Here is a 19,716-nt window from a genome sequence, read left to right as displayed (position 1 = left end):
TGTGGATAATGCCGCTATCATTTCGGGGTTCAGTTCTTGTCTGCCGTTTGCCGAAGACAGTCTTCAGCTTATTCAAAATCTGAAGCTGGGCAAACGCGTTGAAAGAAAACCCTGGTTTAAATCCGACGACGAGGCAATTAAATGTGGGTTCGATGGCAATAAACATATTGCCACGCTGGATCATACGGATGATAGCGCATTAGATCTGCTTTATCGTCTGATTGACGATGCACTCGACCAGGCCGACCTGGATGTTCAATGGCTCGCCGGGTGCAATGCCCGGGTTTATTTAACCGGTATCGGCCCGCGGGTCGATGGCATGGCCTTTAAGAGTTTCTATAACAAAAATGATGTGGAAGATATTTATCTTTCAAAATCATTAATGCAGCTGCATGTGGATAATATGTCGCAGGATCGTATTGCCGGTCACCTTGCGCGTAAATACAACCTGCAGTATTTACCCCCGAATATGAATTGCACCAGTAATTCATCATTGACAGCCGTGCATTTAGGTTGCCAGGCCATCGAGCATGGCGGCGTAGATATTGTCCTGGTGGTGAACTGCTCAAAAATTAAAACGCAGGATATCTGGTTTCTGGATACGCAATCCATGCTGGATAGCCATCTTGTTCAGCCCTTTGGTGAAAACAGCCAGGGGGTGCTTTTCGCGGAAGGCTATAGCGCCATTCTGCTGGAAAATTCCCGCCACCGTCGCGCCAGAAAGGCGAAGGGCGGCGTGCGGTTGCAAACAACCTATACCCAAATCAGCGCAGGCAGAAGCAACGACAGCTCATGGCTCAGCACCAATATTTTAAAAGTGATGCAGGCCACAATGAAGAAAGCCGAACTGGACGTTGAGGCATTGTGCGCGATTATCCCTCACGGTAACGGTTCATCCGTCAGCGATAAAGCGGAAGCCAAAGCGATAGCGATGTTGACGGAAGGACATCCGGTTCCGGTTCTGGCTTATAAAGGCCAGATTGGCTATACCGCAACCGGCTCTGGGATTGTCGATTTAATTATTGGTCATCATTCGCTCACCCAGCAGGAGCTTATTTCCCCCGTTGGTAATGACACCATTATTGATGCCGTTGCTCAGCATGTTTTGATTGACCGTGGCGTTATTGGTCATCACAAAAACCATCTGCTTAAAGTTGGGGTTGGCGTGGATGGATCCATTATTGGCGCCGTCATGTCTACGGGTCATCCTGGCTGTTGAACGATCATGGAGAGTAACATGTATTTATCCTCATTTTCGCTCATTGAGCCGGAAGATAAATTTTATTTCTATCAGCCCAGCTGGCTAAACGCGTGGGAGTCGCATTTATTTAATAAAGCGCTCAAATCAACCCATGCAAACGGCTGGGGTCTGAAACGTTTTGGTACGCAGCCGGAGTTATATGCCGGTGAGATGATCCGCAATCCTCAGTATCAAAAATACCTGGATGCGATGGAGCAAGCGGCGGATGACGCGCTCATGGCGCTGCCGGCGAAAGAGCGAATGAAGCTGCTAAAGCAGCGCACGGCATTTATTTATGTCGACTCCTGGGGCGAATCCGGGCCGTTTGAAAATATCTCCAGCGCATTACACATCTCAATGATTGATACGCTGCCAAAAAACCTGGTGAAGAAATTCTCTGTGAATTCACCGACGTGCAAAATCCGGGGTGAAAGGCAATCCTTCATCCAGGCCATGAGTCTGGCAAAGGATTATCTGAACTGGGATGTGTTTGATTACGTGGTGATCTGCGCCGCCTACCGTGCGATCCCGGTGCTGGTGTTTTCGGACGAAGATATCGCGCTGAAGTGGGGAGAGAAGCGCAGGGGGAAAGCCCAGGATGTCAATTTAACCGTTGAGCGTGCGGGCTGTTTCATCTTTAGCCAGTATGAAAGCGCAATCCGGGTGAACGGCGGTCAATACGTGATGGCCGATACCCTTGAGGACACGCAGGCAGCGGATCGCGTGGCGTTTGCCGGTCTGCGCAAAGAGATGCTGTCTCGCTCAACCGTTGCGCCGCAAAAGACGTTAGATCTGGTCGATACCTTTGGTGCCAGTGGCTGTCTGACGCCAGCATTAAGCTTTGCGTATCTCCAGCAGGCTCCTCATTTTGCGGGAAAATTAAGAACTGTCGTTCCCGATAAACAGTTCGGCTACAGCTATTTCGACATTGACTATTGCAAGGAATAACGACACCCCCATGAGCGGAATGATTAAAGAACTCCCAATGATATCGCTGAACAATATCTATAAGAGTTATGGCTCGGGCGAAGGCAAAGTCGATGCCCTGAAAAATATCAATCTTGAAATAGAGAAAGGCGAATTTCTGGCACTGTGCGGCCCCTCCGGCAGCGGTAAAAGTACGCTGTTAAATATCCTGTCGGGTATTGATAAACCGGGATTTGGTTCGGTGATGTTTTTGCGAAAATTACTCAACAATTTACCGGAAGAACAATTATCAGAAATTCGTGGCAAGCATCTGGGGTTCATATTTCAGTTTTTTAACCTCATCCCCGTGCTGAGCGTATTTGATAACGTTTTTTACCCGCTGGTGCTGAATGGGCACATTGGCAAAAAAGAGGCGAAAGAGCGGGCGCTGCATTTTATCGAGAGCGTAGGACTGGCGGGATATACCGAACGTAAGCCGGGCCAGCTTTCGGGTGGACAACAGCAGCGTGTGGCTATTGCCCGTGCACTGGCGCATGACCCTCAGGTCGTGATTGCCGATGAGCCAACCGGAAACCTCGACCTGGTCACCGGTGAGGCCATTCTCGATCTGCTGCTGAAAATCAACCGGGAGACACGCACCACTTTCATTATTTCGACGCACTCAAGCCAGCTGAAAGAGCGCGCGCGGCGTGTGGTTGAAATTAAGGACGGAGTATTAGTTCATGATTCACAATCGTAATTTCTTCATTCTCTGCTGGCTATTGATCTGCATGGCCTATGCCGGGAGCGTTAAAGCCGCCGCGGCCCCCGTGGCTGAGCAGGTGATAAAAAATGGCTTCCCGACGCAGGCCGATAAGCTAGCCGATATCACCCGTGCGTTGTTTACCGAATACAAGGCCAATGATAACGCGCTGTCGCTGGTTTTTTATGCCTACGGCATGCTGCGCCAGGCGGAACATGCCCTCAATACCAATGACGTCATTCAGGCGTCTGAGTATGGCAAAACGGGCTTTTTCTATCTCGATGAAGCGGTGGACCTCTACGAGGGCAATCAACGGGTGCGCTACATGCGTGCCCGTGTGGACGCGTACCTGCCAGCCGATATTGGCCGCTGTGTGGTGACGTTAAAAGATACGGAACAGATGGCGAAAAGCCCTGACGTATTCAATGCCGGGTTGATGAAGCACATTGACGAAATGCGTTATCGCGCGCTGTTGAGCTGTAACCGTACCGCCGAGGCAGACGCGCTGCTGGCGCAAACAGAACTGCGTCACGCCAACTCTGCATTACCACTGGCTTCTGGCGACGCGCCAGAGTGGGATATCAACGAAGTGACAGAGGTCTTGTTACCGCTGGTGAAAGGGAACTAAATGTCCGGGGTTATGGTGTTAGCGAATAGTGTTGTTGTACTGATTCTGATTTTTGTCCTCTGGTGCGTATTATTCCGCTCGCGGGATGTGAAGTTTGCTTTTTTAAACCTCTTTCGCCACAAGAGACGATCTTATTCAACCATTGCCGCCATTATGCTCGGTGGCGTGTCGATTTTTCTGTATGGCGGGTTTATCGATTACTCTTTCTGGATTTTGAAAGAGCAAACGATTCGAACCAATATTGGTCACGTGCAAATTTATAATGAAAATTATTTCCAGACGTCGAATAAAAATAAAAGCCTGATTGCCGATTATGCATCCCTGAAAAAGGCGATTCTCAACGATCCGGATCTTGCACCGCATATTTCGACACTGTCCGGTCAGCTGGAATTTACCGGGGTGATTTCGCAATATGAAAGCGAAACGTCCAGCTATTTTTCCGCCCTGGGTGTGGAGCCGCTGCCTGCGTTAAAGCTGGGATCGTTTGATAAATTAATTTCCGGCAGCGATCTCTCCCGGGTGCGTACCGACGAAATCACGCTGGGCAGTGGGCTGGCGAAAACGCTCAATGCCCACTACGACGACTGGCTGGATGTGCTGGTGGTGAATACCGAGGGCGGCCAGGGCGCGTTATCGATGAAGTTGCGCGGCATCTTTGAGTCCGGTATTAAGGATTACGATGATGTGGCGATGAAAATCCCGCTTGATACCGCACAGCGCATCATGGGAACCAACAGCGTCAGTAAAGTATTAATCCTGCTGAAGGACGACGATACCGCCGTCTTTAGCGCCAAACTGCGCCAGTTTATTGCGAAGCATCATTTACCGCTGCTGGTCAAAGACTGGAAAGAGACCTCGATCTTTTATCAGCAAGTCGAAGGCTTATTATCCGGGATCTATTTCTTCATTAAGCTCATCGTCGGATTGATCGTGATCTTTATGATCGGCAATTCGATGACCATGAATATTATCGAACGTACCCGGGAAATAACCACCCTCAGGGCGATTGGCCTGAAACCCCTGCACGTCACCAGGCTGTTTTTACTGGAAGGGATTTTCATTGGTCTTATCGGCGCCCTTGGCAGTCTGGCGACAGGTTATGCCATTGCCTCTGCCATCAATCTTTACGGTATTGCGATGCCGCCGTCACCGGGGCAATCGCTGGGCTATACGGCCTTTATTAAAACCGACAGCGTAGCACTGACCTGGATAACCCTCGTATTACCGATCCTGGCCGCAACCGGCGCCTCTGTGCTGCCTGCATTACGTGCTTCACGGCTGAATATTTCAGATGCTTTTAAATTTTCGTAAGGAAGCGATATGAAACGCGTTGTCATCACAAAACTGCTCTTTTGTCTGTGCCTGTTTTCCTCGGCGGTATTATCAGCGCCGGTGGATAACAAAGCATCAGAGATTATTCGTCGTGCCGATGAGGTTCGTTCCCCGAATAAACCTTTTCGCTACACCCTGACCATTTATGAATATAAGTCGGGCGCATCTCAGCCTGACAATAAGCAGGTGCTGGATATTTCCATGCGCTTTATGAAACCCGAAGGGGGAATGAAAGCCGATGCCCGTTCGCTGGCGCGTTTTATTTATCCCCCGCGGGACAAAGGCAAAGTGCTGCTCTCTGACTGGTACGATCTTTGGTTCTACACGCCAGAACTGCGTCGACCGGTTCCCGTTTCGCGCCAGCAGCGCCTGATTGGACAAATTTCCAATGGCGACGTCATTGTCACCAATTTTGAGTATGCCTACCACGCCACGCTGCTGGGCGAGGAAGCATGCGGCGATACGCAGTGCTATAAGCTGGAGTTGGTGCGCAAAACGGATGACGTCACGTGGCCAAAAGTCATCTATTACGTTGAAAAAGAGGGGGAGAACCGTCCTTTTAAAGCGTCGTATTACTCTCTGGATAATAAATTGATGAAAGAAGTGCTGTACCAGGATTTTCAGATGGTATTAGGGAAGATGCGTCCGATGAAAATTATTGTGAAGGAGGCCCGTCACGGTAACAGCTACTCCGTGATGGAGTACAGCGATGTTCGCCTGGAGTCCTTGCCTGAATCCCACTTTACTCGCGAGTCTATTCAGCGAGGTGCCAATTGAAACGCACATTACTGGGGTTAACCCTGGCACTCTCCGCTCTGCCCGTGAGCGCACTGGCGGACTGCCTGTCCGGTTCCGACTTTGCAAAAAACAGCACTGTCACGCTGTATGAGCAGGTGTCGCTGGTCAAAAAACAAATTTCAGACTGGCGAATTAACGGCCGAAATCCGTATACCAGACACAATATCTACAATGACGCGGGCGTGAATCTCACCAGCAAGTGCGCGATCGTTGATAATGCGCTGGATCTGGATTTGTCTCTCTACGGGCTCACCTGGTACTCACCGCGCAAGGTGGGAGCATTTGAAGAGGACGACAGCCGCTCTCAGCTGCTGATTGAGCGTCTGAGACTGGTTTACGCCGTTTCAGACAGCGTGCAGCTTGAAGTGGGAAAACTTCAGGCGAAGCAGGGGCTCTTTTTCCTGCGCTCACCTTCCGATCTGACTCCGCATTACTACGCCGGGTTCAAACCGACGCGGCTTTACGATCCCGCGCTTCGCACTGCGTATCAGTCCTCGTCCTGGGCCGCGACGCTGTCAATGGACAACCGGGATGAGTCGCTCTCGCTGACCATGATTCCGAAGCTGGCGACGATCGATAAATACTATCTGACCTCCAGCAACTGGTCCGCGAACCAGCGTGGCAACAGCAGCGAGGCCTGGCTTCTGAGCTATACCTCACATGCCTTCCGTCAACATACGCCGGGGATGCGCATTCTGCTGGGAGACTCGCAGTCGGTTGCCGTCTCTGACAGCTATCACTACACCCCACAGCTGACCCTGAATGCCGAGATGGCCTGGCACCGGGAGCAGCGCTGGCGTCATCTCTCTGAGGAGAAAAGTGCAGAAGTCCAGAACTATGCATTTCCTTCATCGCTGTATGAGACCGAGGACAAAAATGGCGTAGAGCTGGCGGTGGGCGGGCAATATACCACTGATACCTTTAACGTTTTCGGCCTGGAATATTATTACCAGAGCGAAGGCTACTCCCGCACGGAATGGCGCAAACAGCGCGAGCTGATGACCTTTTTGAATACGCCGACAGGTTATGCGCCGCTCGACAGGGCGTTTGATTCCTATAAGTACCTGATGGCGTCTGAAATCAGCAATACGGGCAACAAAGGCATGTTGCAGGGGAAACACTATCTCAACGCCTGGTCCAGCGTGCAGCTCACGCATCAGATCGCCGTGCAGCCTTATTTCGTCGTCAATCTGATGGATAAAAGCACCCTGTCGGGGCTCCACATCAGCGCACCGCTGACCTTTATTGATGACCAGCTGGAAGCGTATACCGGCGTCTATTCAGCACTGGGTAGCGCAAATTCTGAGTTTGCTTTCTTCGGCGATGTTGCCGGTGGCTATGTTGGCTTTAAGTATTACTTATAAGGAAATGACTATGACGCTTGATAATCCATCGCAGCCTGTGGTGCTGCTGTTTTCCGGCCAGGGAAACCCGGTGATTGGTATGGGCAGCGATCTGTGGGATCTCAATGCAACGACGAAACAGATCTGGGATTGTGCCAGCGATGTGTCGGGCCTCGATCTGCGCCGACTCTGCCTTAAGGGGCCGATGAACAGGCTGATCCAGACCACGGTACAACAGCTGGCCGTTACGGCAATCAACGTATCGCTTTATAGCCTCTGCCGCGAGCGCTTCCCGGCGCTGCGCGTCGTGGGTGCCTGCGGCCATAGCGTTGGCGAATACAGTGCCCTGTACGCGGCAGGCGCGATCTCGCTGGAGACCCTGTTCCGTACGCTGCATTTTCGTGCCAGCACCATGGATGCGGTGAGTAAAAAGCAGAAAGGCGCGATGCTGGCGCTGAAGGGGGCCGATTTTGCCACGCTGAGTGACATCATCACCCGTTCCGGGATCGCGCTGGATATCAGCTGCGACAACACCCCGCGTCAGCAGGTGATTGGCGGGACCCCGTCTGCGCTGAGTGATTTTGCCAAAGTGCTGGCCGATGAAGGCTATGAGCCGATCAAGCTCGGCGTCAGCGGGGCCTGGCATACCCGTTTAATGGCTGAGGGCGTGCAGCTGATGCGTGACTTCCTGGCGGGACAGCCTTTCACCTCGCCAGCCTATGACGTGCTGATGAATGTGACCGCCAGAGTCGAAACGGTGCCGGACAATATCAAAGAGAACCTCTCTTTGCATCTTACGCAGACGGTGAAATGGGCCGATTCCATGGCCAGATTCATCCATCATCCAGACCAGCCGCTGTTCCTGGAGATGAGCAACAAACCCTATCTGGGACAGATGCTGAACGATTTTTCCGGTTTTTCTGCCGGGCGTGTCCTGCACTGCAGAAAAGTGTTAGGGATGTAATGGCCGAGCTATGATTCCAGATTATTTAACCTTCATCCGCTATCAGGATAAAAGGAACGTGCTTTTTATCTATATCGTGACGTTTATCCTGCTGGGCTTTTACTGGAAAAATGCCGGTTTCTCTTTTTCCCGGCAGGATGCCTGGGTCGCGAGCGGTATTTTCGCGCTGATCGGGTATAGCTTCATTGCCGACCTTAAGGCCTTCTGGGCCTATAAATGCGTCGTCAAGAATGTTGATTTGTCGGTATTTGTCGGCAAAGAGAGCCCGAAAACGAATTCGATCATCTTCGAACCGTTTATCGTGCTGGCCGTCTCGATCCTGATTTTCGCGGGCATCACGGGGCTCTTCCTTGCGCTGACCACGCCAGGCATCACGCTGCTGATCATGGTTTTCGTGGCGCCGCTGATTATCTGGGGGATCTTTGCCGCGCTGCGCCATGTCTATATTCAGCAGGTCGTTGCCTCAGCCAGAGACAAGGCAAAATACACGCAGCTTTCACAGTATGTGGCCGTTGCTGTTGTGATGAGTGTGGTGATGAATCTCCTGACCATCAGCCCCTTACGCAACAGTGCGCAGTTTGATCTCTATGGGCGCTACTTCACCTTAACCGCCATCATTACCATGGTGGTGCTCTGCGTGGTGGTGCTGGGAATCAATCTGCTGTTCTTGCGCTTTACCCGACGCTATGTGTTTCTGGGCCATCTGTTCCTTAACGAGATTGATCTCTATTTCTCCCCGTCAATCCCGTGGAGGACGCTGTCTGAGAAACCATTATGGCTGCGGCTGGTGATGCTGGTGGGCGTGGAATGTGTCTGGTCGGCTGTTATCGGCGTGCTGCTTACGCTTTCGGGATGGCAGGTCTGGTTTGAGGTCTATTTCCTGCTTTGCTATCTGCCATGTCTGGTGTACTACACGCTGCACACCTGGTGGAAATGGCATACCGATTTTATGATGTCGAGCGATATGTATCTGCGCTGGGCGGAGATCAGCAGAGAGGACACCCCCTGGTAGTCGCCTTCTGAAAGACATAAAAAAGCCAGACCCTCATCACTGACGGTCTGGCTTTTTATTACGTCTGTTTCGCTTAGCTCATTTTCATCCATGACAGCAGCATGGAGGCGCTGGCAATGACGTTAATGTTGGAAATATAGCCGTCGTAGCGGTTGTTAATGGCAGAAAGCTGATTATTAAAATGATCGTTTTCTGCCGTCAGCACGTCGAGCAAGGTGCGTTTGCCAAGGTGATACCACTGTTCGTAGAACATACGACGCACCCGATCCGTTTCACTTGTCAGGCGATCGTAATCATCGGCGCGCAGGAAAGAGGAGTCACGTACCTGAATCTGATAGTTAATCTGATACTCCAGATCTTTGTAACTCACTTCATATTGCTGCTGCGCCATATTGGCTTTCGCCCGTGCCGACATCTCAGCGGCACGCTGAGAGCCGCCGCTAAACGCCTCCCACTCGACGTTTAAGCCCGTATACCAACCCGCTTCGTTGCCGTTGCTGTCTTTGGCGGTGCTTTTGGAGATGACCCAGTTCACCTGCGGCAGGGCCGACGATTTAATACTTTCAGCCTCATACTCCGCCGCCCGGACTTTGGACTGCAGGTTCAGCATCATCGGGTTTTTATCCAGCCCAGAAAGCGCCACCGACGCCGGGATGACCGTGTCGTGCCAGCTTATGCCTTCCGGTAATTCAGGCTCGGTCCCCAGCAGACGCACCAGTTTGATTTTGCTGGCGCTCAGCTGATGCTCAATGTTGTCGAGACTCGCCTGGGCCGACATCAGTTTTGCTTTGGCCTGCACCAGTTCACTCTCTCTGCCGCGGTCTGCCTGGGTAATTTGCGACAGCATGGTGACCAGCTCTTTCATGCGGCCAACATACTGTTTCGCCACAACCTTACTGTGCTGGTAACGCCCCATGTTCATCAGCTCGGACACGGTGTTGTAGGCCAGCTGTTCGCGGGAATACTCTTTTGAATAACGGGCTGCTTTTGCCGTTTCCAGAGAGTTGTCCACCTGGTTACTGATCCTTCCCCAGTCAATAATCGGCGTATTAACGGAGACTGTGCCGCTAGAGTCGCTGATATGGCTATTGTTGGATGACGACTGGCGATCGCCGCCCACGGTCGACAGCGGCGAGGTTACGCCCAGACGTACCTGGGGCATGCGCTGGCCTTTTACCTGATCGACCATGTAGTCAGACGCCATCACCTCTGCTGAGGCGGCCCGCAGTTCCGGGCTATACGCCAGCGCTCTGGCCACCATGCTGCGCAGAAAAACAAGCGAATCCTGACTACCGGCACGGTAGCCCTGCGACATGCCGCTGATGGCTTGACGCGCACTGCCGTCACGACGCACCCCGGCGTACGCCGGGTCCGGTTTGTAATACTCGGTGACGGGCGGGAAGAAGTCTGCGTTTTTCTTCAGCACAGCCCGGCTTTCCACCGGTTTTGACGGGGCGGGGGCAAACTCCCTGGCTGTCGGTGCAGAGGCGTAACGTTCAGGGCGCGCAGTGGCTTGCGTTGGCATCGCCTTTTGCGTACTGACGTATTGCGACTGGGTACGCATGGCGGGCAGCGAACGCGGCGATGCCGCACTTTGCGACACCGTCCGCTGCACAGGCTGCACGTCGCGGTTGAGCTGTGACTGTGTGCGCATCGGCGGCAATGACGCCAGGCTGCTTTTAGCCTGAGCAATGTCAGCCGCGTGCAGCGGAATGACAAAAGAAGAGCAGGGCAAGCAGAGTGCAACTGCGGTTGCTACCCTTGCCCAACGACGCTCTTTACGTGCCTTAACCATATAATTATCTCTCCCTGAAGGCTTCGCGCGCTTTCAGTATCGGTTTGAGGATGTAAGACAAAATGGTCTTCTCCCCCGTTCTGATTTCTACGTTTGCCACCATTCCCGGCATGATCGGGAACGACTTGTCTTTTACCTGTAACGCGGCACGGTCGGTGCGGACGAACACCCGGTAATAGGTAGAATCTCCACGCCCCTGACGGGCTTTCTCTTCATCGATCAGCGTGTCTGAGCTGAGGTGTTCAACGACACCGTTTAATCCGCCATAAATGGCATAGTCGTAGGCGGTAATTTTTACCGTGGCGGGCAGGCCCGGATGGATAAAGGCCACATCAGAGGGTTTGATTTTGGCTTCAACCAGCAGGTTATCTTCAAGCGGAATGAGGGTCATGATCTCCGCCCCTTGCTGAATGACGCCGCCACGGGTTGTCACCCGGATGTTGTTGACGGTGCCGCGCACGGGCGCCACCACCGTGGTACGGTTCATTACGTCCTGGCGTCCGCGCAGAATTTCTTCCGCCTGCGCCAGCTCGGATTCCAGGCGGTTCAGTTCGCTATTAGCATCAGAGCGGAAGCGGTTGGTACGCTCGGTGATCTGCAGGCTGAATTCGTTCGCCTGGCGCTTGAGGCGCAGGATTTCGACATCCGACATTAACCCTCTGCGCGCCAGCGGCTCCGACAGACTGACCTCGTTTTGCGCCAGCGTCAGGCTCCGTTTTAAGGCCTCTACGCTTTCATTCAGAGTTTTCAGGCGGGCGTTATAGGCCTGGGTCTCATCACGCACGATTGACTCAATCCCGGCGATATCCGGCGGAAAGGTCAGGGGCGTGTCGTAGGCTTCCGCCCTCAGACGGGCAATGCTGCCTTTCAGCCCCTGCACTTTGGACAACGATTCGCCATAGCTGGCCCCGGCGCGAGTCGGGTCAATCTTCAGCAGAATCTGGCCTTTCTCGACGATGTCGCCTTCCTGCACGTTCAGCTCTTCGAGAATGCCGCCTTCCAGGCTCTGAATGAGCTGCTCGCGGCTGGCGGGGATCACTTTCCCGTCGCCACGGGTAATTTCCTCAACCCGGGCGAAATGCGCCCAGACCAGCGCCACCACCACAACCAGGGTGATGGTGTAGAGCATGATCATGCTGAAAGGGGTCTTCTGTGCGATCAGCGCGCCCTGCAGGTCGTGCATGAATTTCAGATCGTCGGCTTTCACTTTCCCCGTTGGCTGTGTGGGGTGTAATGCCAGCCCGGTGCCTGTTCTCTGCGTAGCGTTGACGTTATCCAGTGCCGTTGAGGGTACGCCTGCATCCGTTTCGGCCTCTCCCTTTGAGGCGTTATGATTCACTTCGTCCTCGTTCATCATTCATTCACACCTTGTTTCTGTTGCTTCTCTTCGACTGAATGCATTGCTTGCTTTTTCTTCATGACATTCTCATTCAGGCTGGCCATCACCTGATCTTTGGGACCGTCTTTCACTACATGTCCGTCTTCCATGACGATCAGACGCTCTACCAGGCTCAGTACGGACATGCGGTGGGTCACAATGACCAGCGTTTGTCCTTGCGTCGCTTCTTTGAGCCGACGAAGGAACAGGGTTTCCGTCATCGCGTCCATTGAGCTGGTGGGTTCATCCATCAGCAAAATCTTTGGTCGCAGCAACAGGCAGCGGGCGAGGGCGACGAGCTGTTTTTGTCCACCGGAAAGGCAATTGCCCATTTCGCCGATAGGCATGTCAAAACCCAGTGGATGTCTGGCCGCTACGTGATCAAGCCCGGTCAGGCGAACAACTCGCAGAAACTCTTCCGTGCTCACGCCCGGATTGCCAATGACGATGTTATGGCGCAGGGTGCCGTAAAACAGGCGGCAGTCCTGCCCGACGTAGCCCACCGCGGCGCGCCAGTCGGCGGGATCCACCTGTGTCGCATCCACACCATCAATGAAAAGCTGTCCGCTGCTCTGCTGGTACAGGCGCGCCATCACGCGCAGCAGGGTCGACTTACCGCTGCCAATTTTGCCCAGCACGGCCACCTGCTCCCCGGCCTCGATGTTGATATTGATGTTGTCCAGAATGCGTGGCGCGACCATCATTCCCGGTACCGGATAGGTGAATCCCACCTTTTTCAGACGCAGGCTGCCGGTGAAATTGGGCGTCGGCAGATAATTGATCAGCGCATCGCGCTCGGTCGGCGTTTCCATCAGCTGGTTAAGGGATTTCAGCGCGGTTTTGGCGTGCTGATAACGCAGCGCCAGACCGACCACGGAGGCCAGAGGCGCGAGCGAACGGCTGGAGAGGATCACCACCCCAATCATGGCCCCCATGGTCAGCTCTCCGGCGTGGATTAAATAGACGCCGAGCACCACGATGCAGACGGTGGTGATTTGCTGCACAAAAGAGACAAAGTTGGTGGTCAGCATGGAGAGATAGCGGGTTTTCATCGAGGACGCCGCAGCCAGTGCGCTGAAATCATTCCAGCGCTTTTGCATCACCCCTTCGCCCTGAGCGGCTTTTAAGGCCTCAAGCCCTTCGATGCTCTCGATCAGCAGACCCTGCTTAAGCGAAATTTCCCGGACGTTTTCTTCCATGTAGCGACCCAGCGGCCACTGGATAATGACGCTGACAATCAAAATCAGTGGCATGGCGACCAGCGGTACAACGGCCAGTGGGCCGCCAATCATGTAAATGATGAACATGAACAGCAGACAGAACGGCAAATCGGACAGCGTGGCGAGGGTCGCAGAGGTGATAAAGTCGCGGACGGCCTCAAAATCGCGTAACTGGTTCGCAAAGGTTCCGGAGGATTGCGGCTTGTATTCCATGCGCATCGACATCACCTGGCGAAACAGCTTCGCACCAAGGATCAGATCGGCTTTTTTACCGGCGATGTCGATCAAATAGGCGCGGATTTGTCGGCTGGCAAATTCAAAAATAATGGCAATCACCACGCCAATCGCCAGCGACCACAGGGTGACGTACGCCTGGGTGGGGATCACGCGGTCATAGACGTTCATGGTGAAGAAGGTACCGGCCAGCGTAAGAATGTTCGCCAGCAGCGCCGCCAGTGCCGCGCTGTAGAAGTAATGCCGGTAGCGCCACAGCGTCGAATAGAGCCAGTGACCTTCATCCTGGGCTTTCGGTAACAGCTGGTCTTCAGCACGCGCGTCCAACGTGGGTTTTGGCGTCGTCACAAGGGCATAACCGCCATAAGCCTCGTGTAAATCCGCCTCTGCAACGAGGAGCGTTCCGTCGTTTTCAGGTACCACAATCTGATACGTATGTTGCCCGCGCTTTCCCTTGCGTGCGGTAAGAATGCAGTATGTCCCGTCTTTGCGTGCAATAAGCAAAGGGAACAGCCAGGAGGAAAGCGAATTCAGATCGCGTTTAACCCAACCGGCGGAAATGCCCATCTGCTCAAGCATACGTAATGCCATTTCAGGCTCCAGCTTGTCGCTTTTTGGCAGGCCTGCATACAGCACCTCTTTGCTGGCATACTTAGAATGATGCCCACAAAGCCATTCAACGCCCCACAGAAGAGAATCTTTTTCAGGGGCTTCAATATCATCAAGAGTATGCTCTGAATTAATTTTTACCGTGGAAAGATGCGTATTCATTTTGAATTCAGACCTGTAGTTGCGTTCCTCACTTAGAATTAAAAAGTAAAGAATATGTTATTTAAAAACGACCAGGGGCATCCGTAAATACAACGGGTGACGCGGGTGGATTATGTAAAAATACAAGCACTGGTAATATCGTAGTGTAGGGTTTTATCCCTCTTACACACAATAAGGAAAAGTAACTGTTCCTTTAAGAATACTCTACGTCATATTTGCTATGCTGATGTTTTAACGTCTCTTTCTTACGTGGACGTATTAGCTCGCCAGTCTTGAAATGGGAACGCCCAGCTTTGTTTCAATTCTTATTTTCATGGCGTAAATGTTTTTGACATTCGTGGCATTTTTCATGGCAATCTTTTTAGGCAGTTGGCCCTTATACAGTTCAGAAAAGAGTGCATATTCATTTGCGCTAAGTTTGGCTCTTTTTTCTGAAGGTCGTATTATTTTTCCCATAAAAGACTGGCTGATCTTCATTTTGATATCCTCGGCCAGGTCATCATGAAAAATGACCGTGCTGATGATCGTGTCTGCCGTGTCGTTGTAGAACCAGTAGTGGGCAATGGCCGCCATTTTTTTATCGGTGATAAGAATCAGGCGCGAGTTTCTGAACTGAGATAACCAATTGTTTGATAAGAAGTAATTTATATTCTTGTAATTAAAGTCTATCACGACAATGGGTTGTGAAATTATTTTTGAATTAATATCAGCAAAGTATTGTAAAATGCCTTCTATCAGAAATGAGTTATTTTCTGGCCAAATATAAAACTCGGCTCCCGAACATTCATCGCACTTTGTGCTGCGAATGGAGGCGTAGGCGCATTTATGCACACATCCGTAACAACGCATAGTGTAGTTGTCATTCTCATTTTGTTTAATAGTAATAATGTTCATGTGATCAAACGCTACGCGTCCATATAATATATGTAAAATATTATGTAATATATCAACAATCAGATTAATTATGCATTACGGAAAAACACGAGTGACAGTCAGAGTACGCTCTGTTCATCCAGGAATTTTCGACAGAGCGTATTGTCAGTTTTACACTAACTTGCAAGCCGCGTGATGGACACGCCCAGCTTGCGTTCAATTCGGTTCTTCATGGCGTAGGTGTTTTTAACACTGGTGCCGTTCCGGTAGGCGATTTTCTTTGGCGACCATCCGTTAAAGAGGAATGAAAACAGGCTGAATTCATTCTGACTCAGTTTGGGTCTGTTACCTGTCGGTTTAATCGTTTTTGCCAGGAACGTTTTTTTCAGTTTCGTCGAGACTTCTTCTGCGCTATCGTCATAAAAGATAATTGAACTGATAGTGGTTTCTAACGTGTCGTTGTAAAACCAGTAGTGCGCAATTGCTGTCATCTTTTTATCAGTGACAAGAATCAGTCTCATGTTTTTGAACTGATCTAACCAGTTTTCAGATAAAAAATAATTGATGTTTTTATGACTGAAGTCGATGATGACAACCGGCTGCGAAATATATTTATCATTTACCTCGCCAAAGTGATGACGAATGCCTTCAACCAAAAAGGTGTTATTATCAGGCCAGATATAATATTCAAGCGCGTGGCAATCACGGTTTTGGCCATCTTCAGACGTATTAAAGCGGCATTGCTTTTCGCAACCATAACAACGCATGTCAGGGGTATGACAAACAGGTTGTCCACCTGTATGAGATAAATAGCCAGGATTGTTAGTTGCACAGTACATATTATACCTCACACGCGATGCTTTCTTACGTTAATGATATTAAGCCGGAGTCTGACAAACGCCGTCGTTCTTTAGGAATAATCATATGCTGGGCCAGGCAATAATCTTAATTAAATAGTCTGAACTGACTATTATGAATGCGATTTAAGAATTAATTTTATATAAAACAAGGGGTTGTAAAAGTTCTTAAATGAGAGTGAGATTCATTTATTTTCATCTAAAATGCTTTAATTGTTGTTTTTTGGTTAATTTTTGGCAGAGTCGTTTACTTTCGGAAATACCGGGTGAGGGACACGGTTTAATAAGCCGAAAAAGCACGGACTTTATTAACTAAAGTAAGCGGCGTGGAGCAATAAAATACGCATTTAAATATAGCCGGGGAAAATAGTTGTCCTGTTTATAAAGCGTATTATTTACCTGTTTCTTGTGACTCGTCGTCCGTTATATCAGTGCCCGGCGTTACCAACCGGCGGCATCTTTGCCTGTTTTATCGGTTACATAATCTTTAGTTAACAAAGAATATACATAGCAGGTGCATTTATTTAACATTTGATCGTTTTTGGTGCATTTTTTGCACTATTTTTGTGCAGCTAACGGGATGGCTGATGTGCTGACGCAACGTTTGACGTGCCAGTTCGTTTTTGATGTTTTGCTTATAAATTAAAAGGTTATCACCCTTTACACTGCGAAATTTTGAACCAATATAAAATTGGTTCGTTTATTGCTTAATCATTAGCACGATAAGTAGCGCCTCATATCAATAACTTATCGTTAATAACAATAAAGTCATGATGAAAGCGAGCGAACCAATATGGAAAAACCGTCACGGTTTCTGGCAAATTCCAGCACCGCGCTTGAACAATTGCGCGGTCTTATTCACCAGCACGAGTCAACACCAGGCCTTCCGCTGCCCACGGAACGTGAGCTGTCGGAAACTCTCGGCGTAGGACGACGTGAAGTACGTCGTGCGCTGGATGTGCTGGAAGAAGAGGGGCGGATCTGGCGTAAGCAGGGCAAAGGCACCTTTATTGGTCCTGCTGCGCCTGTGGAACCGCTGGCCCTTCAGGGATTGGTTCAGCAAACCAACCTTCTGGAAGTGATGGAAGCTCGTCTACAGCTCGAACCCGGCTTAGCCCGGCTTGCGGCACTGCGTGCCACCAGGGAAAACCTCGCGCTCATGCAGCGCATGCTGGAACGCATCGATAAGGTCAGCCCGGACGACCGCGATCTGAATGAACTGTGGGACAGCGCCTTTCACCGCGCCATAGCGGAGGCCGCAGGCAATCGCCTGATGCTCGGTCTTTTTGATGCCATTGATGCCGTCAGGCGTGAGCCAGGCTGGCAGCATTTGCGTGAGCTTGCCCGAACCCCCGAACGGGTCGATGTCTACAACGACCATCATCATAAAATCATGTCCGCGATTATCCATCGCCAGCCCAACGAAGCAGCGGCCGCCATGCGCGAACATCTGCTTAGCCTGCAAAACGCCCTGATACAGGCGATCCACCTTGAGGACGACATCACGCTATGACGACGATTCCGTTTAAGGAAGCCACTCCGGTACTGCGCCTGCAAAACCTCAACGTTAAGTTCGCCGGATCGCCGGTGAGCGTGCTTGACGGTATCTCGCTGACGGTCAAAGCGGGTGAAACGCTGGCGCTGGTGGGGGAGTCCGGCTGCGGGAAAAGTATCACCTCCTTAGCGCTGATGGGGCTATTGCCCGCCAGCGCGCAGATTGTCAGCGGCGATATGCAGTTTCGTCGCCACGATTTGCGAAAGCTCTCCCCGCGGGAATATGCCGATCTCCGCGGTAACGAGCTGGCGATGATTTTCCAGGAGCCAATGACGTCGCTCAACCCCGCCTTTACCCTTGGGGACCAGCTCAGCGAAGCGGTTATGCGCCATCAGAACGTTTCGCGTGCGCAGGCGATGAATACCGCGCTGCAAATCCTGGAGAAGGTGCAGATCCCGGCGGCAGAGATGCGCCTGAAAGCGTATCCGCACCAGCTTTCCGGCGGCATGCGCCAGCGCGTGATGATTGCGATGGCGCTCATTAACCATCCGCGTTTGTTGATTGCCGACGAGCCGACCACCGCACTGGACGTCACCATTCAGGCGCAAATCCTCACACTGCTCAACACCTTAAAAGAGGAGACCGGTACGGCGGTGCTGATGATCACCCATGATTTAGGCGTGGTGGCGGAAGTGGCGCAGCAGGTGGCGGTGATGTATGCCGGGCAGGTGGTGGAGCAGGGGAGCGTCGAGGCCATCTTTGCCGATCCGCAGCACCCGTACACCATTGGTCTGATGGGCTCTATTCCGTCCGCGGGCGCGCGTAAAGGGCCGCTCGCCACCATTCCCGGCGCGGTTCCCCTGGCGGAATCCATGCCGAAAGGTTGCCGCTTTGCGACCCGCTGCCCCTTCGCGCAAACACGCTGCCATAACGAAAAACCGTCGCTCACGGCGCAGGGGGCTGACCATCTGGTCGCCTGCTTCCGCGTGCCGCTGGAACAACACATTGCGCTGGGAGAAATCGCATGACCACGCCCATTCTTGAAGCCCGTGACCTGAGCAAGCGCTTCCCCGGCCCGAAGAAGCTTTTTACTCCAGCCCGCTTTGTGACGGCGGTGGATCGCGTCTCCCTCTCCGTGATGCCCGGGGAAACGCTGGCGATTGTCGGGGAGTCCGGGTCCGGCAAATCCACGCTCGGCCGTCTGCTGCTGCGTTTGCTGGCCGCCAGCGAAGGACGCGTGTTTTATCAGGGGGAGGAGATCACACACGCCTCAGGAGCTCGTCTCAACCAGCTGCGCCGGGAATTACAGATTATTTTTCAGGATCCTTTTGCGTCGCTAAACCCGCGCATGACGGTTGAGCAGATTGTGGGTGAGCCGCTGTGGCTGCATCAGGAGATGAAAAAAGCCGATCGTCACTATCGCGTTGCGGAACTGCTTAAAACCGTGGGTCTGCCTGCCGCCTGGGCGGCGCGTTTTCCGCACGAGTTTTCAGGTGGGCAACGCCAGCGCATTGGTATTGCGCGTGCGCTGGCCTCCGGGCCAAAACTGCTGCTGGGTGACGAACCCGTCTCGGCGCTGGATGTTTCCGTGCAGGCGCAGGTGATCAATCTGCTGGAAAGCCTGAAGCATCAGCTGGGGCTAACGATGGTGATTGTTGCCCACGGCCTGGCGGTCATCCGCCATATGAGCGACCGCGTGGCAGTGATGTATCTCGGGCAGATCGTTGAGCTTGCCAGCGTCGACGAGATCTTTGACGCGCCTCTCCATCCTTACACCCAGGCGCTCATCGCCTCTGCACCGCAGATGCAGCCGGGCGCCCGACGCGCAGCCCCGTTGCTGCAAGGGGATTTACCGAACCCGGCCGATCCCCCGTCCGGATGCCGATTCCATACCCGTTGCCCGTATGCCACGGATGAATGTCGCCTTGCCGAGCCCATTAACCAGGTGCTGGAAGGCGGACGCCAGATTGCCTGCCACCGCTGGCAGGAGATTAACCGCGATCGCAGTGTTATCCAGATAGCACCGCCGTCTGCCGCCTTTCTGCGCCGCCGCGCGCTGTTTGAACACGCGGCCTCTCACTCCTCCCTTCCTTCAAGGAACTCATGA

General features: G+C 52.3%; 17 protein-coding genes. 12 read left to right on the top strand and 5 right to left on the bottom strand.

Annotated features, from left to right (window positions below):
- Position 1 precedes the first annotated feature (1 nt).
- Genes AC2FAK_RS06825 through AC2FAK_RS06785 form a run of 9 tightly spaced genes read left to right on the top strand, consistent with a single transcriptional unit; the run spans position 2 to position 8,986 of the window.
- The gene (locus AC2FAK_RS06825) at positions 2-1,219 is read left to right on the top strand and encodes a beta-ketoacyl synthase (protein ID WP_047023438.1); all 1,218 of its coding nucleotides are present in this window, start codon (positions 2-4) and stop codon (positions 1,217-1,219) included.
- 18 nt (positions 1,220-1,237) lie between these two features.
- Positions 1,238-2,188 (top strand): ATP-binding protein, encoded by a 951-nt coding sequence (locus AC2FAK_RS06820; protein ID WP_095455698.1) that lies wholly within the window; start codon positions 1,238-1,240, stop codon positions 2,186-2,188.
- 10 nt (positions 2,189-2,198) lie between these two features.
- On the top strand, positions 2,199-2,906 hold the full coding sequence (locus AC2FAK_RS06815) for an ABC transporter ATP-binding protein (RefSeq protein ID WP_014830757.1): 708 nt from the start codon (positions 2,199-2,201) through the stop codon (positions 2,904-2,906).
- The gene (locus AC2FAK_RS06810) at positions 2,890-3,537 is read left to right on the top strand and encodes a hypothetical protein (protein ID WP_045295530.1); all 648 of its coding nucleotides are present in this window, start codon (positions 2,890-2,892) and stop codon (positions 3,535-3,537) included. Before AC2FAK_RS06815 ends, AC2FAK_RS06810 begins: the two co-directional genes overlap by 17 nt.
- The gene (locus AC2FAK_RS06805; protein WP_029882416.1) at positions 3,538-4,848 is read left to right on the top strand and encodes an ABC transporter permease; all 1,311 of its coding nucleotides are present in this window, start codon (positions 3,538-3,540) and stop codon (positions 4,846-4,848) included.
- A 9-nt stretch (positions 4,849-4,857) separates the two neighbouring features.
- The gene (locus AC2FAK_RS06800; RefSeq protein ID WP_058678578.1) at positions 4,858-5,646 is read left to right on the top strand and encodes an outer membrane lipoprotein-sorting protein; all 789 of its coding nucleotides are present in this window, start codon (positions 4,858-4,860) and stop codon (positions 5,644-5,646) included.
- On the top strand, positions 5,643-7,031 hold the full coding sequence (locus tag AC2FAK_RS06795; RefSeq protein ID WP_095455697.1) for a hypothetical protein: 1,389 nt from the start codon (positions 5,643-5,645) through the stop codon (positions 7,029-7,031). The genes AC2FAK_RS06800 and AC2FAK_RS06795 overlap by 4 nt, the downstream gene beginning before the upstream one ends.
- Before the next feature lie 10 nt (positions 7,032-7,041).
- Complete coding sequence (locus tag AC2FAK_RS06790; RefSeq protein WP_047352045.1) at positions 7,042-7,974, top strand: ACP S-malonyltransferase; 933 nt, start codon at positions 7,042-7,044, stop codon at positions 7,972-7,974.
- A gap of 58 nt (positions 7,975-8,032) precedes the next feature.
- Positions 8,033-8,986, top strand: a complete 954-nt coding sequence (locus tag AC2FAK_RS06785) for a hypothetical protein (protein ID WP_372588465.1) — start codon at positions 8,033-8,035, stop codon at positions 8,984-8,986.
- A gap of 73 nt (positions 8,987-9,059) precedes the next feature.
- On the opposite strand, the gene AC2FAK_RS06780 is transcribed toward AC2FAK_RS06785, so the two are convergent.
- From AC2FAK_RS06780 to AC2FAK_RS06760, 5 genes are all read right to left on the bottom strand, one after another.
- A complete protein-coding gene (locus AC2FAK_RS06780; RefSeq protein WP_095455696.1) occupies positions 9,060-10,781 on the bottom strand; it encodes a TolC family protein in 1,722 nt (573 codons plus the stop codon).
- 4 nt (positions 10,782-10,785) lie between these two features.
- Positions 10,786-12,138: an HlyD family type I secretion periplasmic adaptor subunit gene (locus AC2FAK_RS06775; RefSeq protein ID WP_052950831.1), complete on the bottom strand. Its 1,353-nt coding sequence runs from the start codon at positions 12,136-12,138 to the stop codon at positions 10,786-10,788.
- Positions 12,135-14,384: a type I secretion system permease/ATPase gene (locus tag AC2FAK_RS06770; RefSeq protein WP_058661591.1), complete on the bottom strand. Its 2,250-nt coding sequence runs from the start codon at positions 14,382-14,384 to the stop codon at positions 12,135-12,137. Before AC2FAK_RS06770 ends, AC2FAK_RS06775 begins: the two co-directional genes overlap by 4 nt.
- 258 nt (positions 14,385-14,642) lie before the next feature.
- Positions 14,643-15,278 (bottom strand): hypothetical protein, encoded by a 636-nt coding sequence (locus AC2FAK_RS06765; RefSeq protein WP_058661593.1) that lies wholly within the window; start codon positions 15,276-15,278, stop codon positions 14,643-14,645.
- 155 nt (positions 15,279-15,433) lie between these two features.
- A complete protein-coding gene (locus tag AC2FAK_RS06760; protein WP_072203694.1) occupies positions 15,434-16,096 on the bottom strand; it encodes a helix-turn-helix transcriptional regulator in 663 nt (220 codons plus the stop codon).
- A gap of 811 nt (positions 16,097-16,907) precedes the next feature.
- Here AC2FAK_RS06760 and AC2FAK_RS06755 point away from each other — a divergent pair.
- Genes AC2FAK_RS06755 through AC2FAK_RS06745 form a run of 3 tightly spaced genes read left to right on the top strand, consistent with a single transcriptional unit; the run spans position 16,908 to position 19,716 of the window.
- Positions 16,908-17,627 (top strand): FadR/GntR family transcriptional regulator, encoded by a 720-nt coding sequence (locus tag AC2FAK_RS06755; protein ID WP_013095718.1) that lies wholly within the window; start codon positions 16,908-16,910, stop codon positions 17,625-17,627.
- Positions 17,624-18,637 carry an ABC transporter ATP-binding protein gene (locus AC2FAK_RS06750; protein WP_095455695.1) on the top strand — a complete coding sequence of 338 codons (1,014 nt, stop codon included), beginning with the start codon at positions 17,624-17,626 and terminating at the stop codon, positions 18,635-18,637. The genes AC2FAK_RS06755 and AC2FAK_RS06750 overlap by 4 nt, the downstream gene beginning before the upstream one ends.
- Entirely contained in the window at positions 18,634-19,716 is a 1,083-nt protein-coding gene (locus AC2FAK_RS06745; RefSeq protein ID WP_029882426.1) for an ABC transporter ATP-binding protein, read from the top strand. Before AC2FAK_RS06750 ends, AC2FAK_RS06745 begins: the two co-directional genes overlap by 4 nt.

It is taken from the genome of Enterobacter cloacae complex sp. 394F7 (assembly GCF_057320385.1).
The sequence above is the reverse complement of the archived record's forward strand: the minus strand, read 5'-3'. Positions and strand labels throughout refer to the sequence as shown.

What these genes read in the sequence shown, in the direction of transcription:
- AC2FAK_RS06820 (WP_095455698.1), top strand. Translation starts at nt 1,238, where the DNA reads ATGTATTTATCCTCATTTTCGCTCATTGAGCCGGAAGATAAATTTTAT.
- AC2FAK_RS06815 (WP_014830757.1), top strand. Translation starts at nt 2,199, where the DNA reads ATGAGCGGAATGATTAAAGAACTCCCAATGATATCGCTGAACAATATC.
- AC2FAK_RS06810 (WP_045295530.1), top strand. Translation starts at nt 2,890, where the DNA reads ATGATTCACAATCGTAATTTCTTCATTCTCTGCTGGCTATTGATCTGC.
- AC2FAK_RS06805 (WP_029882416.1), top strand. Translation starts at nt 3,538, where the DNA reads ATGTCCGGGGTTATGGTGTTAGCGAATAGTGTTGTTGTACTGATTCTG.
- AC2FAK_RS06800 (WP_058678578.1), top strand. Translation starts at nt 4,858, where the DNA reads ATGAAACGCGTTGTCATCACAAAACTGCTCTTTTGTCTGTGCCTGTTT.
- AC2FAK_RS06790 (WP_047352045.1), top strand. Translation starts at nt 7,042, where the DNA reads ATGACGCTTGATAATCCATCGCAGCCTGTGGTGCTGCTGTTTTCCGGC.
- AC2FAK_RS06780 (WP_095455696.1), bottom strand. Translation starts at nt 10,781, where the DNA reads ATGGTTAAGGCACGTAAAGAGCGTCGTTGGGCAAGGGTAGCAACCGCA.
- AC2FAK_RS06775 (WP_052950831.1), bottom strand. Translation starts at nt 12,138, where the DNA reads ATGATGAACGAGGACGAAGTGAATCATAACGCCTCAAAGGGAGAGGCC.
- AC2FAK_RS06770 (WP_058661591.1), bottom strand. Translation starts at nt 14,384, where the DNA reads ATGAATACGCATCTTTCCACGGTAAAAATTAATTCAGAGCATACTCTT.
- AC2FAK_RS06765 (WP_058661593.1), bottom strand. Translation starts at nt 15,278, where the DNA reads ATGAACATTATTACTATTAAACAAAATGAGAATGACAACTACACTATG.
- AC2FAK_RS06760 (WP_072203694.1), bottom strand. Translation starts at nt 16,096, where the DNA reads ATGTACTGTGCAACTAACAATCCTGGCTATTTATCTCATACAGGTGGA.
- AC2FAK_RS06755 (WP_013095718.1), top strand. Translation starts at nt 16,908, where the DNA reads ATGGAAAAACCGTCACGGTTTCTGGCAAATTCCAGCACCGCGCTTGAA.
- AC2FAK_RS06750 (WP_095455695.1), top strand. Translation starts at nt 17,624, where the DNA reads ATGACGACGATTCCGTTTAAGGAAGCCACTCCGGTACTGCGCCTGCAA.
- AC2FAK_RS06745 (WP_029882426.1), top strand. Translation starts at nt 18,634, where the DNA reads ATGACCACGCCCATTCTTGAAGCCCGTGACCTGAGCAAGCGCTTCCCC.